The sequence below is a fragment of the Pedobacter jamesrossensis genome (assembly GCF_042650905.1).
GTDB lineage: Bacteria > Bacteroidota > Bacteroidia > Sphingobacteriales > Sphingobacteriaceae > Pedobacter > Pedobacter jamesrossensis.
Genome location: NZ_JBHSBY010000137.1, coordinates 26941 through 44325 on the forward strand (window position 1 = coordinate 26941; position 17385 = coordinate 44325).

General features: G+C 32.3%; 12 protein-coding genes. 4 read left to right on the forward strand and 8 right to left on the reverse strand.

What is annotated here, in order from left to right:
• Nucleotides 1–177: 177 nt before the first annotated feature.
• Nucleotides 178–318, reverse strand: coding sequence for a Sec-independent protein translocase subunit TatA/TatB (locus ACFOUY_RS16445; RefSeq protein WP_378962261.1), 141 nt, complete (start codon nucleotides 316–318; stop codon nucleotides 178–180).
• Between the two features lie 60 nt (nucleotides 319–378).
• Nucleotides 379–1233 carry an HD domain-containing protein gene (locus tag ACFOUY_RS16450; protein WP_378962262.1) on the reverse strand — a complete coding sequence of 285 codons (855 nt, stop codon included), beginning with the start codon at nucleotides 1231–1233 and terminating at the stop codon, nucleotides 379–381.
• A 227-nt stretch (nucleotides 1234–1460) separates the two neighbouring features.
• On the opposite strand from ACFOUY_RS16450, the gene ACFOUY_RS16455 reads away from it, so the two are divergent.
• Both ACFOUY_RS16455 and ACFOUY_RS16460 read left to right on the forward strand, forming a co-directional pair.
• Entirely contained in the window at nucleotides 1461–2114 is a 654-nt protein-coding gene (locus ACFOUY_RS16455) for a TetR family transcriptional regulator C-terminal domain-containing protein (protein WP_378962264.1), read from the forward strand.
• Nucleotides 2115–2120: 6 nt separating this feature from the next.
• Nucleotides 2121–3419 carry an ABC1 kinase family protein gene (locus ACFOUY_RS16460; protein WP_378962267.1) on the forward strand — a complete coding sequence of 433 codons (1299 nt, stop codon included), beginning with the start codon at nucleotides 2121–2123 and terminating at the stop codon, nucleotides 3417–3419.
• Here the strand turns inward: ACFOUY_RS16460 and ACFOUY_RS16465 are convergent, their stop codons facing one another.
• Complete coding sequence (locus ACFOUY_RS16465) at nucleotides 3420–3779, reverse strand: response regulator (RefSeq protein WP_378962269.1); 360 nt, start codon at nucleotides 3777–3779, stop codon at nucleotides 3420–3422.
• A 256-nt stretch (nucleotides 3780–4035) separates the two neighbouring features.
• On the opposite strand from ACFOUY_RS16465, the gene ACFOUY_RS16470 reads away from it, so the two are divergent.
• Together ACFOUY_RS16470 and ACFOUY_RS16475 are read left to right on the forward strand one after the other, a co-directional pair.
• Nucleotides 4036–4635 (forward strand): GIN domain-containing protein, encoded by a 600-nt coding sequence (locus ACFOUY_RS16470; RefSeq protein WP_378962271.1) that lies wholly within the window; start codon nucleotides 4036–4038, stop codon nucleotides 4633–4635.
• A 407-nt stretch (nucleotides 4636–5042) separates the two neighbouring features.
• Entirely contained in the window at nucleotides 5043–6698 is a 1656-nt protein-coding gene (locus ACFOUY_RS16475; RefSeq protein ID WP_378962274.1) for an LTA synthase family protein, read from the forward strand.
• A 59-nt stretch (nucleotides 6699–6757) separates the two neighbouring features.
• Here the strand turns inward: ACFOUY_RS16475 and ACFOUY_RS16480 are convergent, their stop codons facing one another.
• From ACFOUY_RS16480 to ACFOUY_RS16500, 5 genes are all read right to left on the reverse strand, one after another.
• Nucleotides 6758–9151 carry a GAF domain-containing protein gene (locus ACFOUY_RS16480; protein WP_378962276.1) on the reverse strand — a complete coding sequence of 798 codons (2394 nt, stop codon included), beginning with the start codon at nucleotides 9149–9151 and terminating at the stop codon, nucleotides 6758–6760.
• A 194-nt stretch (nucleotides 9152–9345) separates the two neighbouring features.
• Complete coding sequence (locus tag ACFOUY_RS16485) at nucleotides 9346–12951, reverse strand: BamA/TamA family outer membrane protein (protein ID WP_378962277.1); 3606 nt, start codon at nucleotides 12949–12951, stop codon at nucleotides 9346–9348.
• A 153-nt stretch (nucleotides 12952–13104) separates the two neighbouring features.
• A complete protein-coding gene (locus tag ACFOUY_RS16490) occupies nucleotides 13105–14016 on the reverse strand; it encodes an SdiA-regulated domain-containing protein (protein WP_378962279.1) in 912 nt (303 codons plus the stop codon).
• An 11-nt stretch (nucleotides 14017–14027) separates the two neighbouring features.
• Nucleotides 14028–16070 carry a polyphosphate kinase 1 gene (gene ppk1 / locus ACFOUY_RS16495; RefSeq protein WP_378962281.1) on the reverse strand — a complete coding sequence of 681 codons (2043 nt, stop codon included), beginning with the start codon at nucleotides 16068–16070 and terminating at the stop codon, nucleotides 14028–14030.
• Nucleotides 16070–17290: a Pycsar system effector family protein gene (locus ACFOUY_RS16500; RefSeq protein WP_378962283.1), complete on the reverse strand. Its 1221-nt coding sequence runs from the start codon at nucleotides 17288–17290 to the stop codon at nucleotides 16070–16072. The genes ppk1 and ACFOUY_RS16500 overlap by 1 nt, the downstream gene beginning before the upstream one ends.
• Nucleotides 17291–17385 lie beyond the last annotated feature (95 nt).

A 17385-nucleotide genomic window follows, 5' to 3' on the forward strand; every position in this document is an offset into this window, starting at 1 on the left:
CTAATTCTGAAATAGTTTGCATTTTTATAAAAATAGAAAAGCAATATACTATTTAAGAAAGTACGAGAAAAGCAAGTATTAAAAAATTAACACTTTTTTTAAAAAAAATCTTTTTTCATTAAAAAAAGCTATCAGTGTAATCTTATTTAAATATTCATTTTGCTTTAACAACTAAATTTACTTTACTGGTGGTTCGTTTTTAGCATTTTTAAATTCTTTAACGCTTCTTCCTATACCTTTCATTAATTCAGGTATTTTTTTGCCCCCAAAAATTAAAACAACTATAACTCCGATTAAGACAATTTCTAAAATAGACATGATTTATTTTTTACTGAATATACGATTTAAAGTACAATAATGCTCTAAATTAAAACGCAGCTATACGAGTAAGGCATTTAATGTTCTTGCTTTCACTTTAGGAACAGCACCATATTTCATAAACTCTGAAAAACCTTTCAATTGTTTTATGGCCTTTATAGCCTCATAACCAACAAGTGTACTTCTAATTTTATTAAGCAACATCGTATCTGTTTTAAACATATCACTTTCTGTTAAAATTCCTTTATCGATGAATTTTTTTATTAATTCGGCCATTTTGCCATTTGCGTAAAGATAAAGTGGCAGCTTAAACACTTCATCATTTAAACGCACAAAGGTTTCATTAATCCACAATACTTCTTTTTCAGCATTAATTGCAATTTGCCCATCCTTCAAAGTAACTGCATTTAAAAATTCTATTGCCCTTTGCCTTGATATAATTCCAGCATAAACCCCATCACGCAGCGTATAATCCAAGCGGTCGGCACATAAAGCAGGCATTGGTTGCTCTAAAATATTAAATGTTCCAAAAACGATTTGATTAACGTTATATCCATATTTTATCAAAACATCAGGAACTTCAGATTTATACAAAATTTCTGCAAATACTTTTTCATGATAATCTTCTTCTTTATTATCAAAAACATAATCGCCAACATGAGAAAATGCTGTATGCGAAACATCATGAAGTAAACCGGCTATTTGCTCCAATTCAGAACCTCCAAGTTTTCTAATTAACATCATAACGCCAATTGCATGTTCTAATCTGGAATGGCATATATCAGGATTAACCAAATATATAGCACCACTCTGATGCACACCAGCCAACCGCTTCAATGCATCAGTAGCTAAAATGTCTTCAAATATTTGAGGCAATTCCATTTTGCCATAAAGTATATCGTTAACCTGTATCATGCCTTCACTCCTTAATATTCAATTAAAATTACCAAACAATATTACTAAATATTTTAGCCAAATAAAAACTTAAATATCCACAAAAAAACCTTTAAAACTAAATAAATTAGCTAACATATTAACTTTCAAATAATTTGAAAATGATTATTACAATATCATGATTAACAAATGGCAAGAATAAAAAACAAGCATTTGATATAAACGTTATAATTGTAAAAAATAGGTATATGGCAACTTCTCCGCAAATACGTAAGGCTTATCTCGATTATGTTTTAACTAACAATGAGAAACCGAAATCAGTTTACAGTTTTGTTAAAAAACTTAAAATTACCGAAGCTGAATTTTATCAGTTTTATGCTTCTTTTGAAAGTATAGAAAAAAATATCTGGTTTGAATTAACTTTTGAAACCATTTCAAAAATCAAAGAACAAGAGGTTTGGTTTCAATATTCATCTAGAGAAAAAATGCTTTCTTTTTTTTACAGCTATGTAGAAAACCTTAAAAACGAGCGTAGTTTTATAATTTACAGCTTAAAAAACTTTAAAGGCAAATTTTCTACACCAACAGTGCTTGCTGGTGTAAAGCCAATTTTTGAAAATTTTGCTGAAGAAATTATTAATGAGGGCCTAGAAAGTGGCGAGCTTGCAGAACGTAAGTTTTTAAGTAAAAGGTATAAAGATGCTTTATGGATTCAGTTCGCTTTCATATTAAATTTTTGGGTAAATGATGATAGTGATGGTTTTGAAAAAACAGATGAAGCAATAGAAAAAGGCATAAATGTTACTTTCGATTTGTTCCAACACTCTCCTATTGATAATTTATTTGAGTATGGAAAATTTTTGAGCAGAAATGGGAATTTTAAAGAGCGCATGGGGTTATAAAAATAAATGAAAGAGCAAAAGAGTATTCCGGTTACAAAAGCAGAACGTTCGGCAAAATTTGTTAAAACAGGTTTTCAAATTGGCGGCAATTACATAAAGCATTATTCGAAAAAGTTATTCAATCCTGATTTAGATAGAGAACAATTGAATGAAGACAATGCGACAGATATTTACAAATCGTTAAGCGAACTTAAAGGAAGCGCATTAAAAATTGCGCAGATGTTAAGTATGGATAAAAATATTCTTCCAAAATCTTACGTTGACAAATTTACACAATCTCAATACAATGCTCCGCCCCTTTCCGGACCACTTATTGTAAGAACATTTACCAAGAGTTTTGGCAAAACGCCAGAAACAATTTACGATAGTTTTAATCTTAGTTCTACAAATGCAGCTTCAATAGGTCAGGTTCATCAGGCTACTTTAAATGGCAAAAAATTAGCCGTTAAAATACAATACCCTGGTGTTGGTGATAGTATTTCATCCGATTTAAAGTTGGTAAAGCCTTTTGCATTCAGGCTACTTGGCATGTCTGAAAAGGAATTGAATATCTATATAAAAGAAGTAGAAGAAAGGTTACTGGAAGAAACCGATTATGAATTAGAGGTTAAACGCTCTATAGAATTCTCTGAAGCTTGCAAAAACCTCGATAATGTAGTTTTTCCAACTTACTATCCTGAATTATCTGGAAAGCGTATTATTTCTATGGATTGGATTGACGGCTTGCACTTGAAAGAGTTTTTAAAAACAAATCCCTCGCAAGAGTTGAGAGATAAAATTGGTCAGGCTTTATGGGATTTTTATAATTTTCAGCAGCATGAATTAAGAGCTGTACATGCAGATCCTCATCCAGGAAATTTTATGATTACGCCCGATGAAAAACTTGGAGTAATTGATTTTGGATGCATTAAAGAAATGCCGGATGATTTTTACAATCCGTTTTTCTCTTTAATTTCTACTGATGTTATTCAGGATAAAGCTAAAACAATTGACGCTTTTAGAAAACTGGATATGATTCACAGTGATGATACATCTGCTCAGGTTGAATTCTACTATAAATCGTATAAAGAAATGATTGAACTTTTTGCTAAACCATATATTAACGAATCTTTCGATTTTAGCAAAAACGAATTTTTTGAGAAGTTATATGAATATGGTGAAAAAATTGCTAAAATGCCCGAATTTAAACAAGCTAGAGGTGTAAAGCATTTTATTTATGTAAATCGAACCAACTTTGGTTTATACACAATTTTGCATGAATTAAAGGCAAAAGTAAAAACAAATACCTTTAAGCCAACACTTTAATTATCCTGCATTTTTTTTCACTACGTCAACCATATGGTCAATATCAAATGGCTTTTGAATAAAGTCATCTGCTTTGCTTTCTTCTGCAATTTCTGGTAATTTATCAGAGGTTGAAGTTAAAACAGCAGGTATATCCTCCGTTTCGGGGTTGGTTTTTAACTCTTTAACTATTTTAGAGCCTTTCTTTGTTCCTTTAATATGATCGTCTATAACGATAACATCTGGCTCAATTTCATCAATTTTCTCAATAGGCTCAGTTGTTAAAGAGGATGTAACATTAAATCCCTCCTCATCTAATACCTGATCCATAATATCCAAAATATCCTTGTTATCCTGAACAAGAACAACTTTTTTCTTCATAACAGCTAACCGCTTAATTTCTTATAAAGATAAGAAAAAGAATATTGATGAGATTAATACTATTTCATTTTACTTTTTTTTTAAAAATTACAATGCCAGTTCATCCGGTTTATAATCCTGTTCGTCGATTAGTTACAAGAGCTTGTATAAAACCCCTATTTAGCCTGCAACGTTTTTTGATTACCTGCGTCTTATCTACAAAACCTTTAGAAAATCTTAAATAACTAATTGACAAATAATTATAAATAACAGCATTATGAAAACCTCAATCAAAACCTTAATCGCATCATCATTAACAGCTATCGTTTTAACATCTTCAATTTTTGCAACAAGCGCATTAGCAGCAGAAAAAAAACCTAAAACTGTTTCAGCTCCTACCACTTTTAAAAGAGTTTCTGTTAAAGGAAATGTTGAAATTACTATTATACAAAGACAAAATGATGGCATAAATTACACAGAAGATAATACAGGCAAAGCAAAAATTACGCAAGAAGGCGATCTGTTACGCATCAGTTCAACAGATAAAGAGGCTTGTAAATTAATCGTTTATGTTAATGACATTTATCGTATTGAAGCTTCAGACAATGTTATTGTTAAAACAAGTGGCAAGTTAAAAACCAGGTTTTTACAAATATTTATAAAAGGAAGTGCACACGCAGATATTAGTTCGACTACAGAAGGGTTATACACAGTTATAGAAGGTAATGCTGAATTAAAATTAAGCGGTGCAACAGATAACCACACTTTAGTAATGGGCAAAACACCTAAGCTAACTATTGATAGATTTGCAGCATTAAGAACTAACATCAGTTCAACTGAAGCTAAAGAAATTGAAACCGCAGCTCTAATTAAATAATTAATATCTAATTATTTATAAAAGGCGATGAGAAATCATCGCCTTTTATATTTAAAAAAAACACATCTTCAGTCTTTCTTCAGAATCACTTGCTATTTTGCAGAAATTCATAATCGATGGCTAATCTTTTTAAAAGCAGATTTTCAATTTTATTTGCTTTTCTTGTTTATTTTTTAACTTTTTCATTTCTGATAAGAACAATTCTTGTAATAGAATCTGCAAGTAGAAATGCCAATTTTAAAGTATTGGAAATTGTTAGGATTTATCTATCAGGGCTTTTTTTTGATCTCGGATCTGGTTTATTAATTATCACAATATATTCTATTTTTCTACTTATAGTTCCAAATAAATTTTATTTAAAAAAATGGAACAAAATATTTAGTTGGGCAGCGTTATTCTTTTTTGTTATGATAACGTTATTTTCATTTTTTGCCGAGCTAACTTTTTGGCAAGAATTTGAAAGCCGGTTTAATTTTATAGCAGTAGATTATTTAATTTACACTTACGAGGTTATTAATAATATTAACGAATCATACCCACTTCCACTTTTAATATCGGGCATGCTACTTCTTGCAATTGGAATTACTTACACATTTTATAAGCTAAATATTTTTAAAAACAGTTTTAATTCCAATATAACATTTAGCAGAAGACTTTTAATTTCCTCTATTTTAATTTCTTCTGCCGTTCTATTTAGTTTGTTTGTTAAAAATAGTTGGGCAGAAAGCGGAAACAATCGCTATGCGAATGAATTAAGTAAAGCTGGTATATATTCATTTTTTGCTGCTTTTAAAAACAATGAATTAAACTATACCGATTTTTACAAACTGATAAATGATAAAGAAGCCTTTGCTTTAGTTAAGGAAGAACTTACCGAAACTGGAACAATTTTTTCTAAAGGTCTATCAATAAGAAGGGAAATAACCAACACAAACCAAACTTACAAACCAAATGTAATTATGATTACAGTGGAAAGTTTAAGTGCTGATTTTCTAGAACATTATGGCAATAACCAAAACCTTACACCAAACCTAGATACACTTGCAAATCATAGCGTATTCTTTAGTAATATGTATGCAACCGGAACTAGAACTGTTCGTGGTATGGAAGCGTTAACACTTTCTATTCCACCAACACCAGGCAGTAGTATTGTGCGCAGAATGGATAACGAACATCTTTTTACAGTTGGTCATGTTTTTAAACAACAAGGCTATACCAACACATTTTTTTATGGTGGTGATGGTTATTTTGATAATATGAATCACTTTTTCGGCAATAATGGTTACAACATTGTTGATAGAGGCAGAAAATTGCTAAACGAAACTTATGATGGAACCCGAACTTTAATTAAGGATAACGATGTAACGTTTGAAAATGCATGGGGTATTTGTGACGAAGATATTTTTAATGTAGTTATAAAAGATGCGGATAAAAAGTATAAAGAAAATAAGCTTTTTAATAACTTCATTATGACAACATCCAACCATAGACCATATACTTTTCCAAACCATAAAATTGATTTACCAGTAGGCACGAGAGAAGCTGCCGTACGATACACCGATTATGCAATTGGTAATTTTATTAATAAAATAAAAACCAAACCATGGTTTAAAAATACAGTAATTATTATAGTTGCCGATCACTGCGCAAGCAGTGCAGGTAAAAATGAGATAGATATTTCTAAATATCAAATTCCTTGTATGATTTTAAACTTGCCAAATACTGCTAAAATGAATATTAGTAAAATGACCTCTCAGATTGATCTTTTTCCAACGCTTTGGAGTTTATTAGGCTGGAAATACACAAGCAGTTTTTATGGCAAAAATGTATTAGACGAAAGTTATAAACCGAGGGTAGTTTTAGGCACTTACCAAAAACTGGTTTATATGAAAGGAGATAGCCTGGTAATTTTAAGTCCGCAAAAAAAGGTTGATACTTATCTCTACAATAAGACTAAAAATGAACAGATAAAAACTAGTTTTCCTGTAACACTAACCAATCAGGCAATTGCGAATTATCAAACTGCTTTCGAAATTTTTAAAAACGGAAGTTTGAAACAATAAATTTAAGACAAAAAATAGCCTGTAAAATTTAAATATCTTACAGGCTATTAAAAATATACTTAATTTAAGTTTACACTTAAATCTTGAGCTTTAGATTGCTCTAACTCTTTTCTTTTGGCTTTAGTTAAATATTTAACACCAACTCTTAACGCTTTTAAACCAGAAACACCTTGAAGTTCTTCTAAATCTAACTGCTCTAAATCATCATTTAAGTACCCTTGGTCTTGCAAATATTTAATATATTCGAAATATTCTTTAGCTTCATCGGCATTAAAATAAACCATTGCAATTTTATCAGGTTGCGTTAATCTTTCAGTCGTTCCTTTTATTAATACTTTATCAATACGTTTTTTTACAACTTCATACCTAATGTTGTAAGCACCTTCAACATCAAAACGGCGTTCATCATTTCTGAAACTAATATCAATAGAATTTGAGTGGATAAATACCAATTGAGTAGTTTCTAAAGGTCTAGGCATTTCGCCAATTAAGCTTTTAGATAAACGGGCAATTTCTACCATCGATGTTAATTGCCATAAACGAATATTCTTCAAATACAATAAATCAAATGGTCTGTTTGGAGCAATTTCCTGACCAATGTAAATATCATATTCTACACCATCGGTTCTGAATTTAGCGAAATAGCAAGGATAAGATGCCTGAAGATTTTGCTGAGCAGTTTCTAAATACTGGCTAACTTCCATATTTATCAATTGCATAGAAACTTCTAGTTTTCTTCTGTTTTCGTATGCTAATCCAGTTTCTGGTAATATTTCAGCAAAATAATCATCCACAATTTCTCCTGTTTCTGGATGATTTAGTTTTATAACTGAGAAAAAAGGATAAACCTCTGCAGCTAGAAACTCGTTCAAAAGCATTTCTTCATTGCTAGATGCAACATTGCTGATCCTAACAATCCAATCGTTACAGTTGAAGATTAATTTATCAATCAACTCCAAACGAACAAATTTCCTCAACCCTTTTAAAGTTTTAATAATATTCAATAAATGAACATGCATATCTTCCTTTAAGGCTTGATTACGCTCTACAGTTGAGTTACGGATGTCAATAGCACCAAACAATGGGTACATATTTTTAAATGTAACTGTATCAATTGGCTTATGCTTTTTGTTCTCCTTATTCTGCTGAATAAAATGCCAGACAGCCTCGTTAAATTTCCATTGTACCGAAGGTTGCAATGCTGTAAATTTATCCATTAAAACAGCATCCATTTTGGCATTAAACTCTTCTATACTATATTGAAATAACTGTCCGATAAGGGGCATTGCAGGCCTTAATCTAGATAATATTTTATCGTCTACAATAATCTCTTCATTTGAATAAACTTCTAAAACACCTGCAAGTTGGGTATTATAGTAAATAGGTAAAACCGAATAAGAACAAACACCCGCAGCTTTTAAAACTCTTAAAAAAGGATCTTTAGCCATCTGGTCTTCATTAATCGAACTTACAAAAATAGGCCGCGGGTCTTCTTTGTATTTATCAACCAGTGAATAGAAGACTTCCTCTTCCATATTTGATGCTTTTGCAGAGTTGATAAGCATGCTCTGCGAAAAATCTTGATTATCGAAAACCAGCTTATTATTTACGGTTAAAAATGGCATTAAACCAAACTCAATTTTACCATTTCTGCTAAGCGTTTTTAGTGCCTGAATTACATGATTATAAGCTTCTGTTTGATAATTATGATCTACAAGCGCATTTCTAATACCATCAATTGCATGTTGCAGAGTAACATCAGTTATAGAAATTACGCTGAAGCCTTCGAAAGTGAAGTTTTTTAATGATAATACCTCAAACAAATATTCTGTTTCGGTTCCTTCCTGAAAGTGCTTAGCTAGTTCTTCAAAATTAAGCACAGGCAAATCCCCTTCATGCTGAATATCGATAAACTGCGTATCATTCTGAATATTGTAGTAAGACGTTAATTTATTATCAGGATTTACGTGTGTATAAATAATCTCATTCTTCAGTACCGAAGTGAAATTGTAAAATCTATCCAATATCAAATTATAAATAAACTTAACTTGTTTTTTTTCTGATGGCTCGTTATTTTTATTAGTATTCGATTTAGGATCGTGATCTTTGAAAAATTGATAAAATGCATTTGTGCTAAAGAAAATTTCATCGGGTACTGGTGTACTCAATGCCCAGAACATCTCATTCTCATTGGCCATTAGAGGCGTAAGAATAGTGAAAATTAACTCTAATGTTTCTTTATGCTTTGATAATTCTTGTGTGGTTATATTGCCGAGCAGCGCATTCTCTTTCTCAATTTTTTCCAATAAGAACCTATAAAACTCCGATTTAACAGTTTTTTCTGTTTTTAATCTGTTTTTCAGGTAATTAACTAACGGCCTGAAAGACAAGTTCGATTTTACCTGACAACCAATACATTCATTTTTATGAATTTTGATAACATTGGTATTCATTTGTATATGTTTGTTATAGACGTAAAATTAAATAGTTAAAATAATATTTCATACAAATATACAAACAGCAAAAGTTATAAATAGTCTGTACAACGTAATACAATTTTTACATTACCTATATTAGAATACGTCAAAAATGATGTTTTAGTTTCGATAAATTAAACTTTCGTACTCCTTAAATCTATGCTTAATACTTAATATCTAAAATTTAAAGATACGTAGGGATACCAACCATCCGTAGAATGCCCCATTACAAAGCGAACAACAGTTAATGATGCAGGAGCAAAATACATGCCTCCACCAACACCATGATGCCAAGCATTTGATGAATCGTTATTACTCCAAACCCGACCAACGTCATAAAAACCGAGTAAACCTATTTGTCCCGGAAGTATATAACTAACCAAATCGCCAAGTTTTGCTCTTAATTCTAAATTGTTATAAAAACTATGGTCGCCTGCAAATCTAAATTGGCGATAACCAAGTAAGTTGCCTTGCCCACCAAGAAACTGCGACTGATAAAATGCTGGTTTTCCAACAGTAACTCCACCACCAAAACGATCGGCTAATATAAATGCTTTTCTACCATCTAAGTTTTTGTACAAGGCAATACTCGCCGTAAACTGTCCGAAAGAGTTTGAATACTTATTTATTCCTTTATAGCCCAAAAGTTTAAAATCTACATAACTACCCAAGGTTGGCAATAAATCGTTATCGCGGGTATTATTTACAAAGTTTATAAAAGCCCCTGCAAACATTTTTTCATTACGAACAGTCAGGCTATCATAAGAATGCAATTGTGCTGTATTGGTAATAAAACGACCTTCATTATCTTCTTGATTTAGCTTGTAATATTGAAACGAAGGACCAATAGTTATTGTAGATTTTGGTCGGCGCCACCTTAAGGCAGGTTCTATCTGGTATAAATTAAATCTAGCCCGATAATATCTAATGTCATCACCATGCTCATCGAAAGCGGTTTCGTTACCAACGCCAAAGAAATTTTGGGTGTTGTTTGGTGCGTAGGCATCTGCCTTGATTGTAAAATCTGCCTTTCCTAATGCTTTAAGCCATTCGCCTTTATAATTAAAGCGGAAGGCTTTTGAAGAAAACGAGTGTAAAAATGAAATTGTTTGAGAATTACCATAAGGTTGTTTTCTAAAACCAGGGTTTGTTTGTTTGTAAATTAAACCAAGCAAGATTCCATCGTCGTTATTGTAACCTGCATTTAACAGCCAAGAATTTCTGCGGTACATATCTTTTGGAATGTAGCTGAAGTTTGAAGTATCGTTAGAAATAATTTTTCTAATTTTATCAGCATCTTCTCCGTTATAAGTTGCCTTATCAGTTCTTCCATAAAGTTTTACCAAGCTATTGCTATTCGCAAAATCGTAAGCCTTTTTACCCTTACCACCTATTATTCTGATTTTAATATTCGAATTTTTATTATCCAGAGTTAAACTATCATTTCCATTATGCATGTAAACACGAAGTTCTTTCGTAACTTTTGGATCGAAGGTGCGGTTAAAAAGTTCATCTTTAATATTTCCCTCTTTGGATATTTTATTGATTTTGACTTTTAGACCCTTTTCAGAAGCATCTGTAATTTGGATTAACTCATTTTTGTTAGTTACTTCGATATCTACAATCCTATTAAAGAAATGATAATAGTCGTTCATAAGCCTAGGCAACGCTTTAATTCTCGAACGCATTTGCGCAATTAAAGCATCGTGATGTAATGAATAACTCGGTTCTGGTAGTTTACGTAATGCCTTTTCAAAAACTGTGTCGTTGTAGTTTGAACAAAAATCTGCTACAATTTTATCCCATTCTTTTTCATCAATATTTGCCGTCCAACGACTGCTAATCTCTCTTCCCTCCCACAAAAACCAATTAATATCTTTAATTTTTCGTTCGTAACCTTGCATCATTGGTAGTAAGGATGAAGACTGAGTGTAACGTTGCAACTTACCATCGGCTCTAAAAAAAACCTGGTCTCTATCTCTTGGAACTGGTGTATAATGCGAGCCATCGTCTGTTTTAGTTTCTTTCCAGCGCCACTGGTCTTCATGCCTATCCCAGTCGCCTAGTAAAACATCTAAAGCTCTTGCTTTAACCCAAGCCGGACCATCTAAAGTATTATCGTTATCGTCGGTTAGTTTTTTATCCATTTTCGGAGAACTATCAGACTCACCTAATGGCTCACGCTCTTCTAATAAACAAAGTGTGTTAGCAAATGCCGATTCGTATTCGCCTAAATTATCATCAGGAGAAACCCATCCGATTATGGGATTGCTATGTGGAATTCCAGCAGCCTTTGCCAATTCTGGTACTACAAGTGCCGAAAATGGATGCTGGGCAGACATATTATCTTTGATAATATCTTTCGCAAATGTTTCTCTTAATCCGGCAGGTAATAAAACTTCAGGAAATTTCTCTACGCTTCGTAAAACATATTCTTTACCATTTTTATCTTCCAATCTTAACGATCTGGATTGATTTCCGCCACCGCGTTGTGTTGCTTTAAGTCCGCCAGCAATTTGAGAAATTCTAAGCACCGGAACTTTTGTTTGCTCTGCATATTCTTTACGATAGTTATCGCCAAAAATATACCGATGGAAACGACCTACACTATCATATTCTGGTTTAACGCGAACCAAAATACTATCAGCAGTTATTACTTTATCACGACTTCTAATCTTTTGATTTATGGTTTCGAATTTCTTTATGTAACTGTAAACACGCTGAACGCCAGTATCTGCATAGATATAATATTCATAACGCATATCGTTATTCATTAACTGATCTGCAACAACATAACCCTGCTGCATTTCGTGAAATAAAGATGTTTTACCTTCCTTATTTGGCGACACTTTTGACCCAGAACCACTAACTATTTGCAATTGTTTCCCTTTAATTAATTGCAAGCCATGTTCGTGCCCGGCTACATAAGTAACATTTGGATAATCGCCAAAAACACCGTTCACAGATTTAATCATGTCTTTATAAGCAGGATGGTTTAAATCTTCAGGGCTTAATAATGTAGAACGTAAAAACGGATATACCGAACCCAAAACTGGCATTGGAATGTATAGATTCTTATTTAATGAGGTTAATGGGAAAAGATGGTTTCTTAAATTAAAATAACCACCATGTGGACCATAACTTTGAAAAGGATGATGAGAAGCCAATAAGATAACCTTGCCTTTATTTTTCTCTAATAAATCTTCCATTTTTACTAAAACCTCATCTTTGGTACGGCACTCACATTCTCCATTAGGATTCGATTTATTATATGGAAATAACCACCATTCACTATCGTAAGCAATAATGGTTAATTTATCTGTTAAATTTATAGCAACCGGATCTGGACAACCATTCTGTGGAAGAAGTTTTAGTAAAGGGTCGTTCTGTGCCTTTAAATAATCGTCTTGTGCTTTTATTTTCGCTAAACCTTTTGGTCCAGATTTATCCCAATCGTGATTACCTGGCACGAAATACACAGCCGCTCCCTTTTCACGCATGGGTGCAAATTGTGATTGCAAAATCTTTTTAGTTTCTTCTTCTTCGGCACTTCCTGGCAAACCCATTCCTGCAGGGTAAATATTATCACCAAGATAAACAACAGTAGTTTTTTTAGGGATAATTTGTTTCGCTGCATTTTTTAAATCCTGCATCTGCCCTGGATTCATTTCGCCTGCATCGCCAAACAAAATGACGCGATATTTTACATCATTTTGTGCATAAACAGCAAAACTTATCAGCGTAAAAAATATTGATAGTGTAAAATTTTTAATCATAGTGTTTGGTTTATAATGTTTTCCTAATTGGAAATATTAAAATAGAATTTATCAGACTATTATTCTGAGTTTGTCAAAAAAATTGAACTATTTTCCGGCTTTTTGACAAACTCAATTGAATAATTTTCTATTTATATGATAAAACCTCTTTTATTATTTTTTTAGTTTAAACTGCAAAATATCACCAGCAGCCAGGGTTCCGCCTTCATTTGAAATATAAAGATTATTATCCTTATCAAAAGCAATTCCTTCTGGTTGGTTAAAATTACCACCTTTTAATGGATAAGCAGCTTTAATTTTAAAATTATCATCTGTTACAATCAACAGTTTATTAACTGATGAAAGGATGTACCACTCATTAGTACTTGGATTTTTAGCTAGAGCAGATGGTTTGAATTTTATTTTTTTTGTTCCTGATAAGGCTTCAATTTCGCTAAAAGGCAAACTAAAAGTCCCTGCGGGTTTTAAAGTATTATCAGCCGAAAACTCAAAAGCATAAATACTTGTTGCTTTATTTTTTTCATCAGATTTGCTTCCTTTAGTTAAAATATAAATTTTACCCGCTTTCTCATCGGCAGCTAACCCTTCATATTCTGCCTTTGGAACTAAATCTTTAATTTTAATAACATTAGCTGCTTCAGGTTTACTTATTTCTGAAATTGGGAACATGTGCAATTCGCCATTACTTTTAAGTACAATAATCTGATTTTTGATGATGGTCAAATCTTCATAATCTCCTTTGCTTCCAAATTTTGTATATTTCGATTGCTTATCGTTTAGACCAAGGTAAAATAAATCACCATCTTCATCTTGAATAGCAAAAACCTGTTTTGGGTCGCCATTATGAAATACGATGCCAGAAATTTCGAATAAATTTTGAGGCATATTGAACTTAACCGGATTTTCCAAATTGTAAGGTAAATCTGCGATTTCTGCTGTTTCAGTTTCGGCAGTTTCTGTAGCGGATTTTGCCTCATCATGTTTACCATTTACACATGAAATGAAGAAAAATGCCATTAATAAAATTACAAGTGCTGAAGATATTTGGGTTTTAAAGTTTCTCATTGAATAAAAATTTAAGGTTGATTTTTTAAAAATTCGTATATATCATATTGAGATGCAATAAGTGTTCCATCCTTTGCTACGGGAACGTTATTCATGTTTTCATCAATCAATACAGCCTGAACATTATCCTGCAACTGAATATTGATAACCTCTAAAATTTCGACTTTTATTTTTTCATCATATATCGGAAAACAAACCTCTATCCTTCTGTAAATATTGCGATTCATCCAATCGGCAGAGCCTAAATACACATCTTTTTTACCCAGGTTATGAAATACGAAAACTCGACCGTGTTCTAGATATCTATCTACAATACGAATAATTTTAATATTCTCACTCATGCCTTCAACTCCAGGAATTAATCGGCAAATGCTACGAACAAGCATGGTAATTTTAACTCCCGCTTGCGATGCTTCGTAAAGCTTATTAATTAAAACCTTTTCTTCTAGATTATTTAATTTAATAATTATCGATGATTCTTTGCCAGCCTTTGCATGTTCAATTTCCCTATCGATAAGGGCTAAAAACTTTGTCTGTAAATTAAATTGAGCTACAAGAATGTGTTCAAACTTTACTAAATCTGGCGATGATGGTTTTTCTCGCTTAGCCAAAAAGATAAATAACAATTCTATTTCACGTAGAATAGCTTTGTTGGCTGTCATTAAAATATGATCAGTATAATATGCTGCTGTACTTTCGTTAAAATTTCCTGTAGCCAATAAACCTGTGTAGGTCATTCTATCGCCGGTTTTTCTTTTTACCAAAGCAACCTTTGCATGAACTTTTAAGGCAGTAACACTGTAAACAATCTCTACCCCTTTTTCCTTCATTTTCTTTGCCCATTTAATGTTGTTGGCCTCATCAAATCTGGCTTTTAACTCTACTAAAACGAAAACTTTTTTACCATTTTTAGCTGCACTGATTAGCGCATTTATAATTTTCGAATCGCTTGCAACGCGGTAAATGGTCAGATAAATTTCCTGTACATCAGGATCTATTGCCGCTTCGTTAAAAAACCGAAGTACGCTATCGTAACTTTGATAAGGCGTATGAATAATGATGTCTCTTTTCTGAATCTCTTGTGTTAGGGTACCATTAACAATGTCTGTATTACATATTTTTGGCCAAGATTGATTAGATAAGGCTGAATTGTTAGCCGGAAAACCCATCAAATCTTTTAGATTATGATATTGGCCACCTTCGACCATATTGGCTTTTTTGAGATTAAAAAGTTTCTTTAGCAATGCCAAAACATTTTTTGGAATGCCAGGCTGATGGAGAAATCTTGTAGCCAAACCTGAATCGCGTTTTAAAAGTTGGGCTTCTAACTGTTCTGATAAACTTCCCGAATATTCGTCTTTTAAGTCAATCTCCGCATCGCGGGTAACTTTGAAACTAAAGCATCCAGTAATTTCTGCATTCTTAAAAACTGAATCAAGATTAAAACGTACGATATCATCCAGAAAAGCGATAAAAACTTCCTTATCAAGTTCTATTTTATAAAATCTTGGCAACTCATTCGAAGGAATATTTAGAATTACAGTTCTTTGAATCCCATCTTGTTTTAAAGTAATTAAAAAATAGAGCTCGTTATTCGACGGAAAGAAATTTGTCTTCTCATCAACATAAACAGGCTGCATAAAAGCTAAAACCTGACTTAAGAAATATCGGCTTATCTGTTTCTTAATTTTATCAGGAAAAACATCGCCATAAAGCAAATTAATATGATTAGCTTTTAGCTGAGGAATAATATCTTGCTTTAAAATTTTACCGTAACGCTGTTGGTGCTCGGAAATGAGGCTATTTGCACTGTTTAACGAATCTGCTTCAACCTTAATATCGTTATCTGTTCGATTACTCAACTTTTCTAAAGCTAAAAGAACTGGCATTCTAACCCTATAAAACTCGTCCAAATTGGAGGAAAATATGGATAAAAATTTAATGCGTTCTAAAAGGGGAACTGAGGATCTTTCGGCTTCGATTAAAATGCGCTCGTTAAATTTAAGCCAGCTTAAATCTCGGTTAAACAGCTTAGTTTTTACTAATTCTTCCATTAAAGTTTACCGTAGGCTGCGTAAGCGACAACAAATGCAAGAACCGCTGCAATAAGACCAAACATAAAAATATTGTAAGCTAATCTAATCAGCTTGTATTTTCGTCCTAAAACAACACCTTGAGAATAAACATCGGTAATTAATGTGCCATATAAAAAGTCTTTATCATTCATTACTCTTAACATGCCGTCTGTGTAAGCTGGCAAAGACATTTTATAGAAATTACCAAAGAAAAGCAGGTTTACCTTTTTGTTATCCATGTCTTCTGGTGTAAAAACACCTGGCGGAATAGATGGACGAGTAGACAAAATAGAAACCACAACACAAGTTAAACTCACTATTAATAAAATAAAAGTTGGTATAATTAAATTACCATGGTCTTCTAATCTTCTTAAAAGCAAACTAACGATTAACGATAACATAATTGAATTAACCGTAATTAAAATATGCGCTTTATTATCGGCCATATCGCTTAAGCGCTGGTTATTTGCCGATGTAATTCTGAACATAGTTTCGATGCCCTTATCTGGCTTATCATCTTTACCTTTTTTGCCCTTATTGTTTTCTACCTCCTGAGATAAATTGGTATGCAATGCGGGTTCTACAAATTCAATCTGTTCTTTTTTATTCGATAATTTGCTTTTAATTTTCTCTATGTTTTTCAATTTTTGGTCGTTAAGCAAAAGTTGAGCATAGTCTGTATGATAATGATGGGATTCTAAAAACTGTATATCCTTAATTCGCCAATCGTTTTTACTGATGTCTTTATTATAAATTAACTCGGCTTCTTTATGCATTAACTTTCCTTTTTCTCGGAAATCAGCAGAACCCAAGTGAAAAAGATCGGCATCGCAAAGAATATTTTCGAGCAAATTATTAGGTTTCTGAGGTATTTTAGTACTTAGAATTGCGCCAGAAACTTTACCTCTTATATCTTTATTAATACCTAAACTTTCTAAATAATTATCAGCCGTTTCTGCGCCTTTCACTTCGTGATGCAATGCATCTACAAAATAACCTGTATCGTGAAACCACGCCGCAACTGTAACAATAAAAAAATCTTCATCATTTAACTGATAATGATTTGCGATTTCATGAGCCGCCCTTACGACATCTTTGGTATGTTGAAGATTGTGATAAACTAATCTTGAATCGTTATGGGTGTTAAAATAATCGTTGACATGCTTTTCTACATCAATTTGTAGTTGCTTATAATCCATGAGCATATTGCTAAATATAAATCTAATTGAAAAACATTTTCTAGACAAAAGAACAGAATAGATATGTTTAATACTATAAAATTACGTTAATTTTC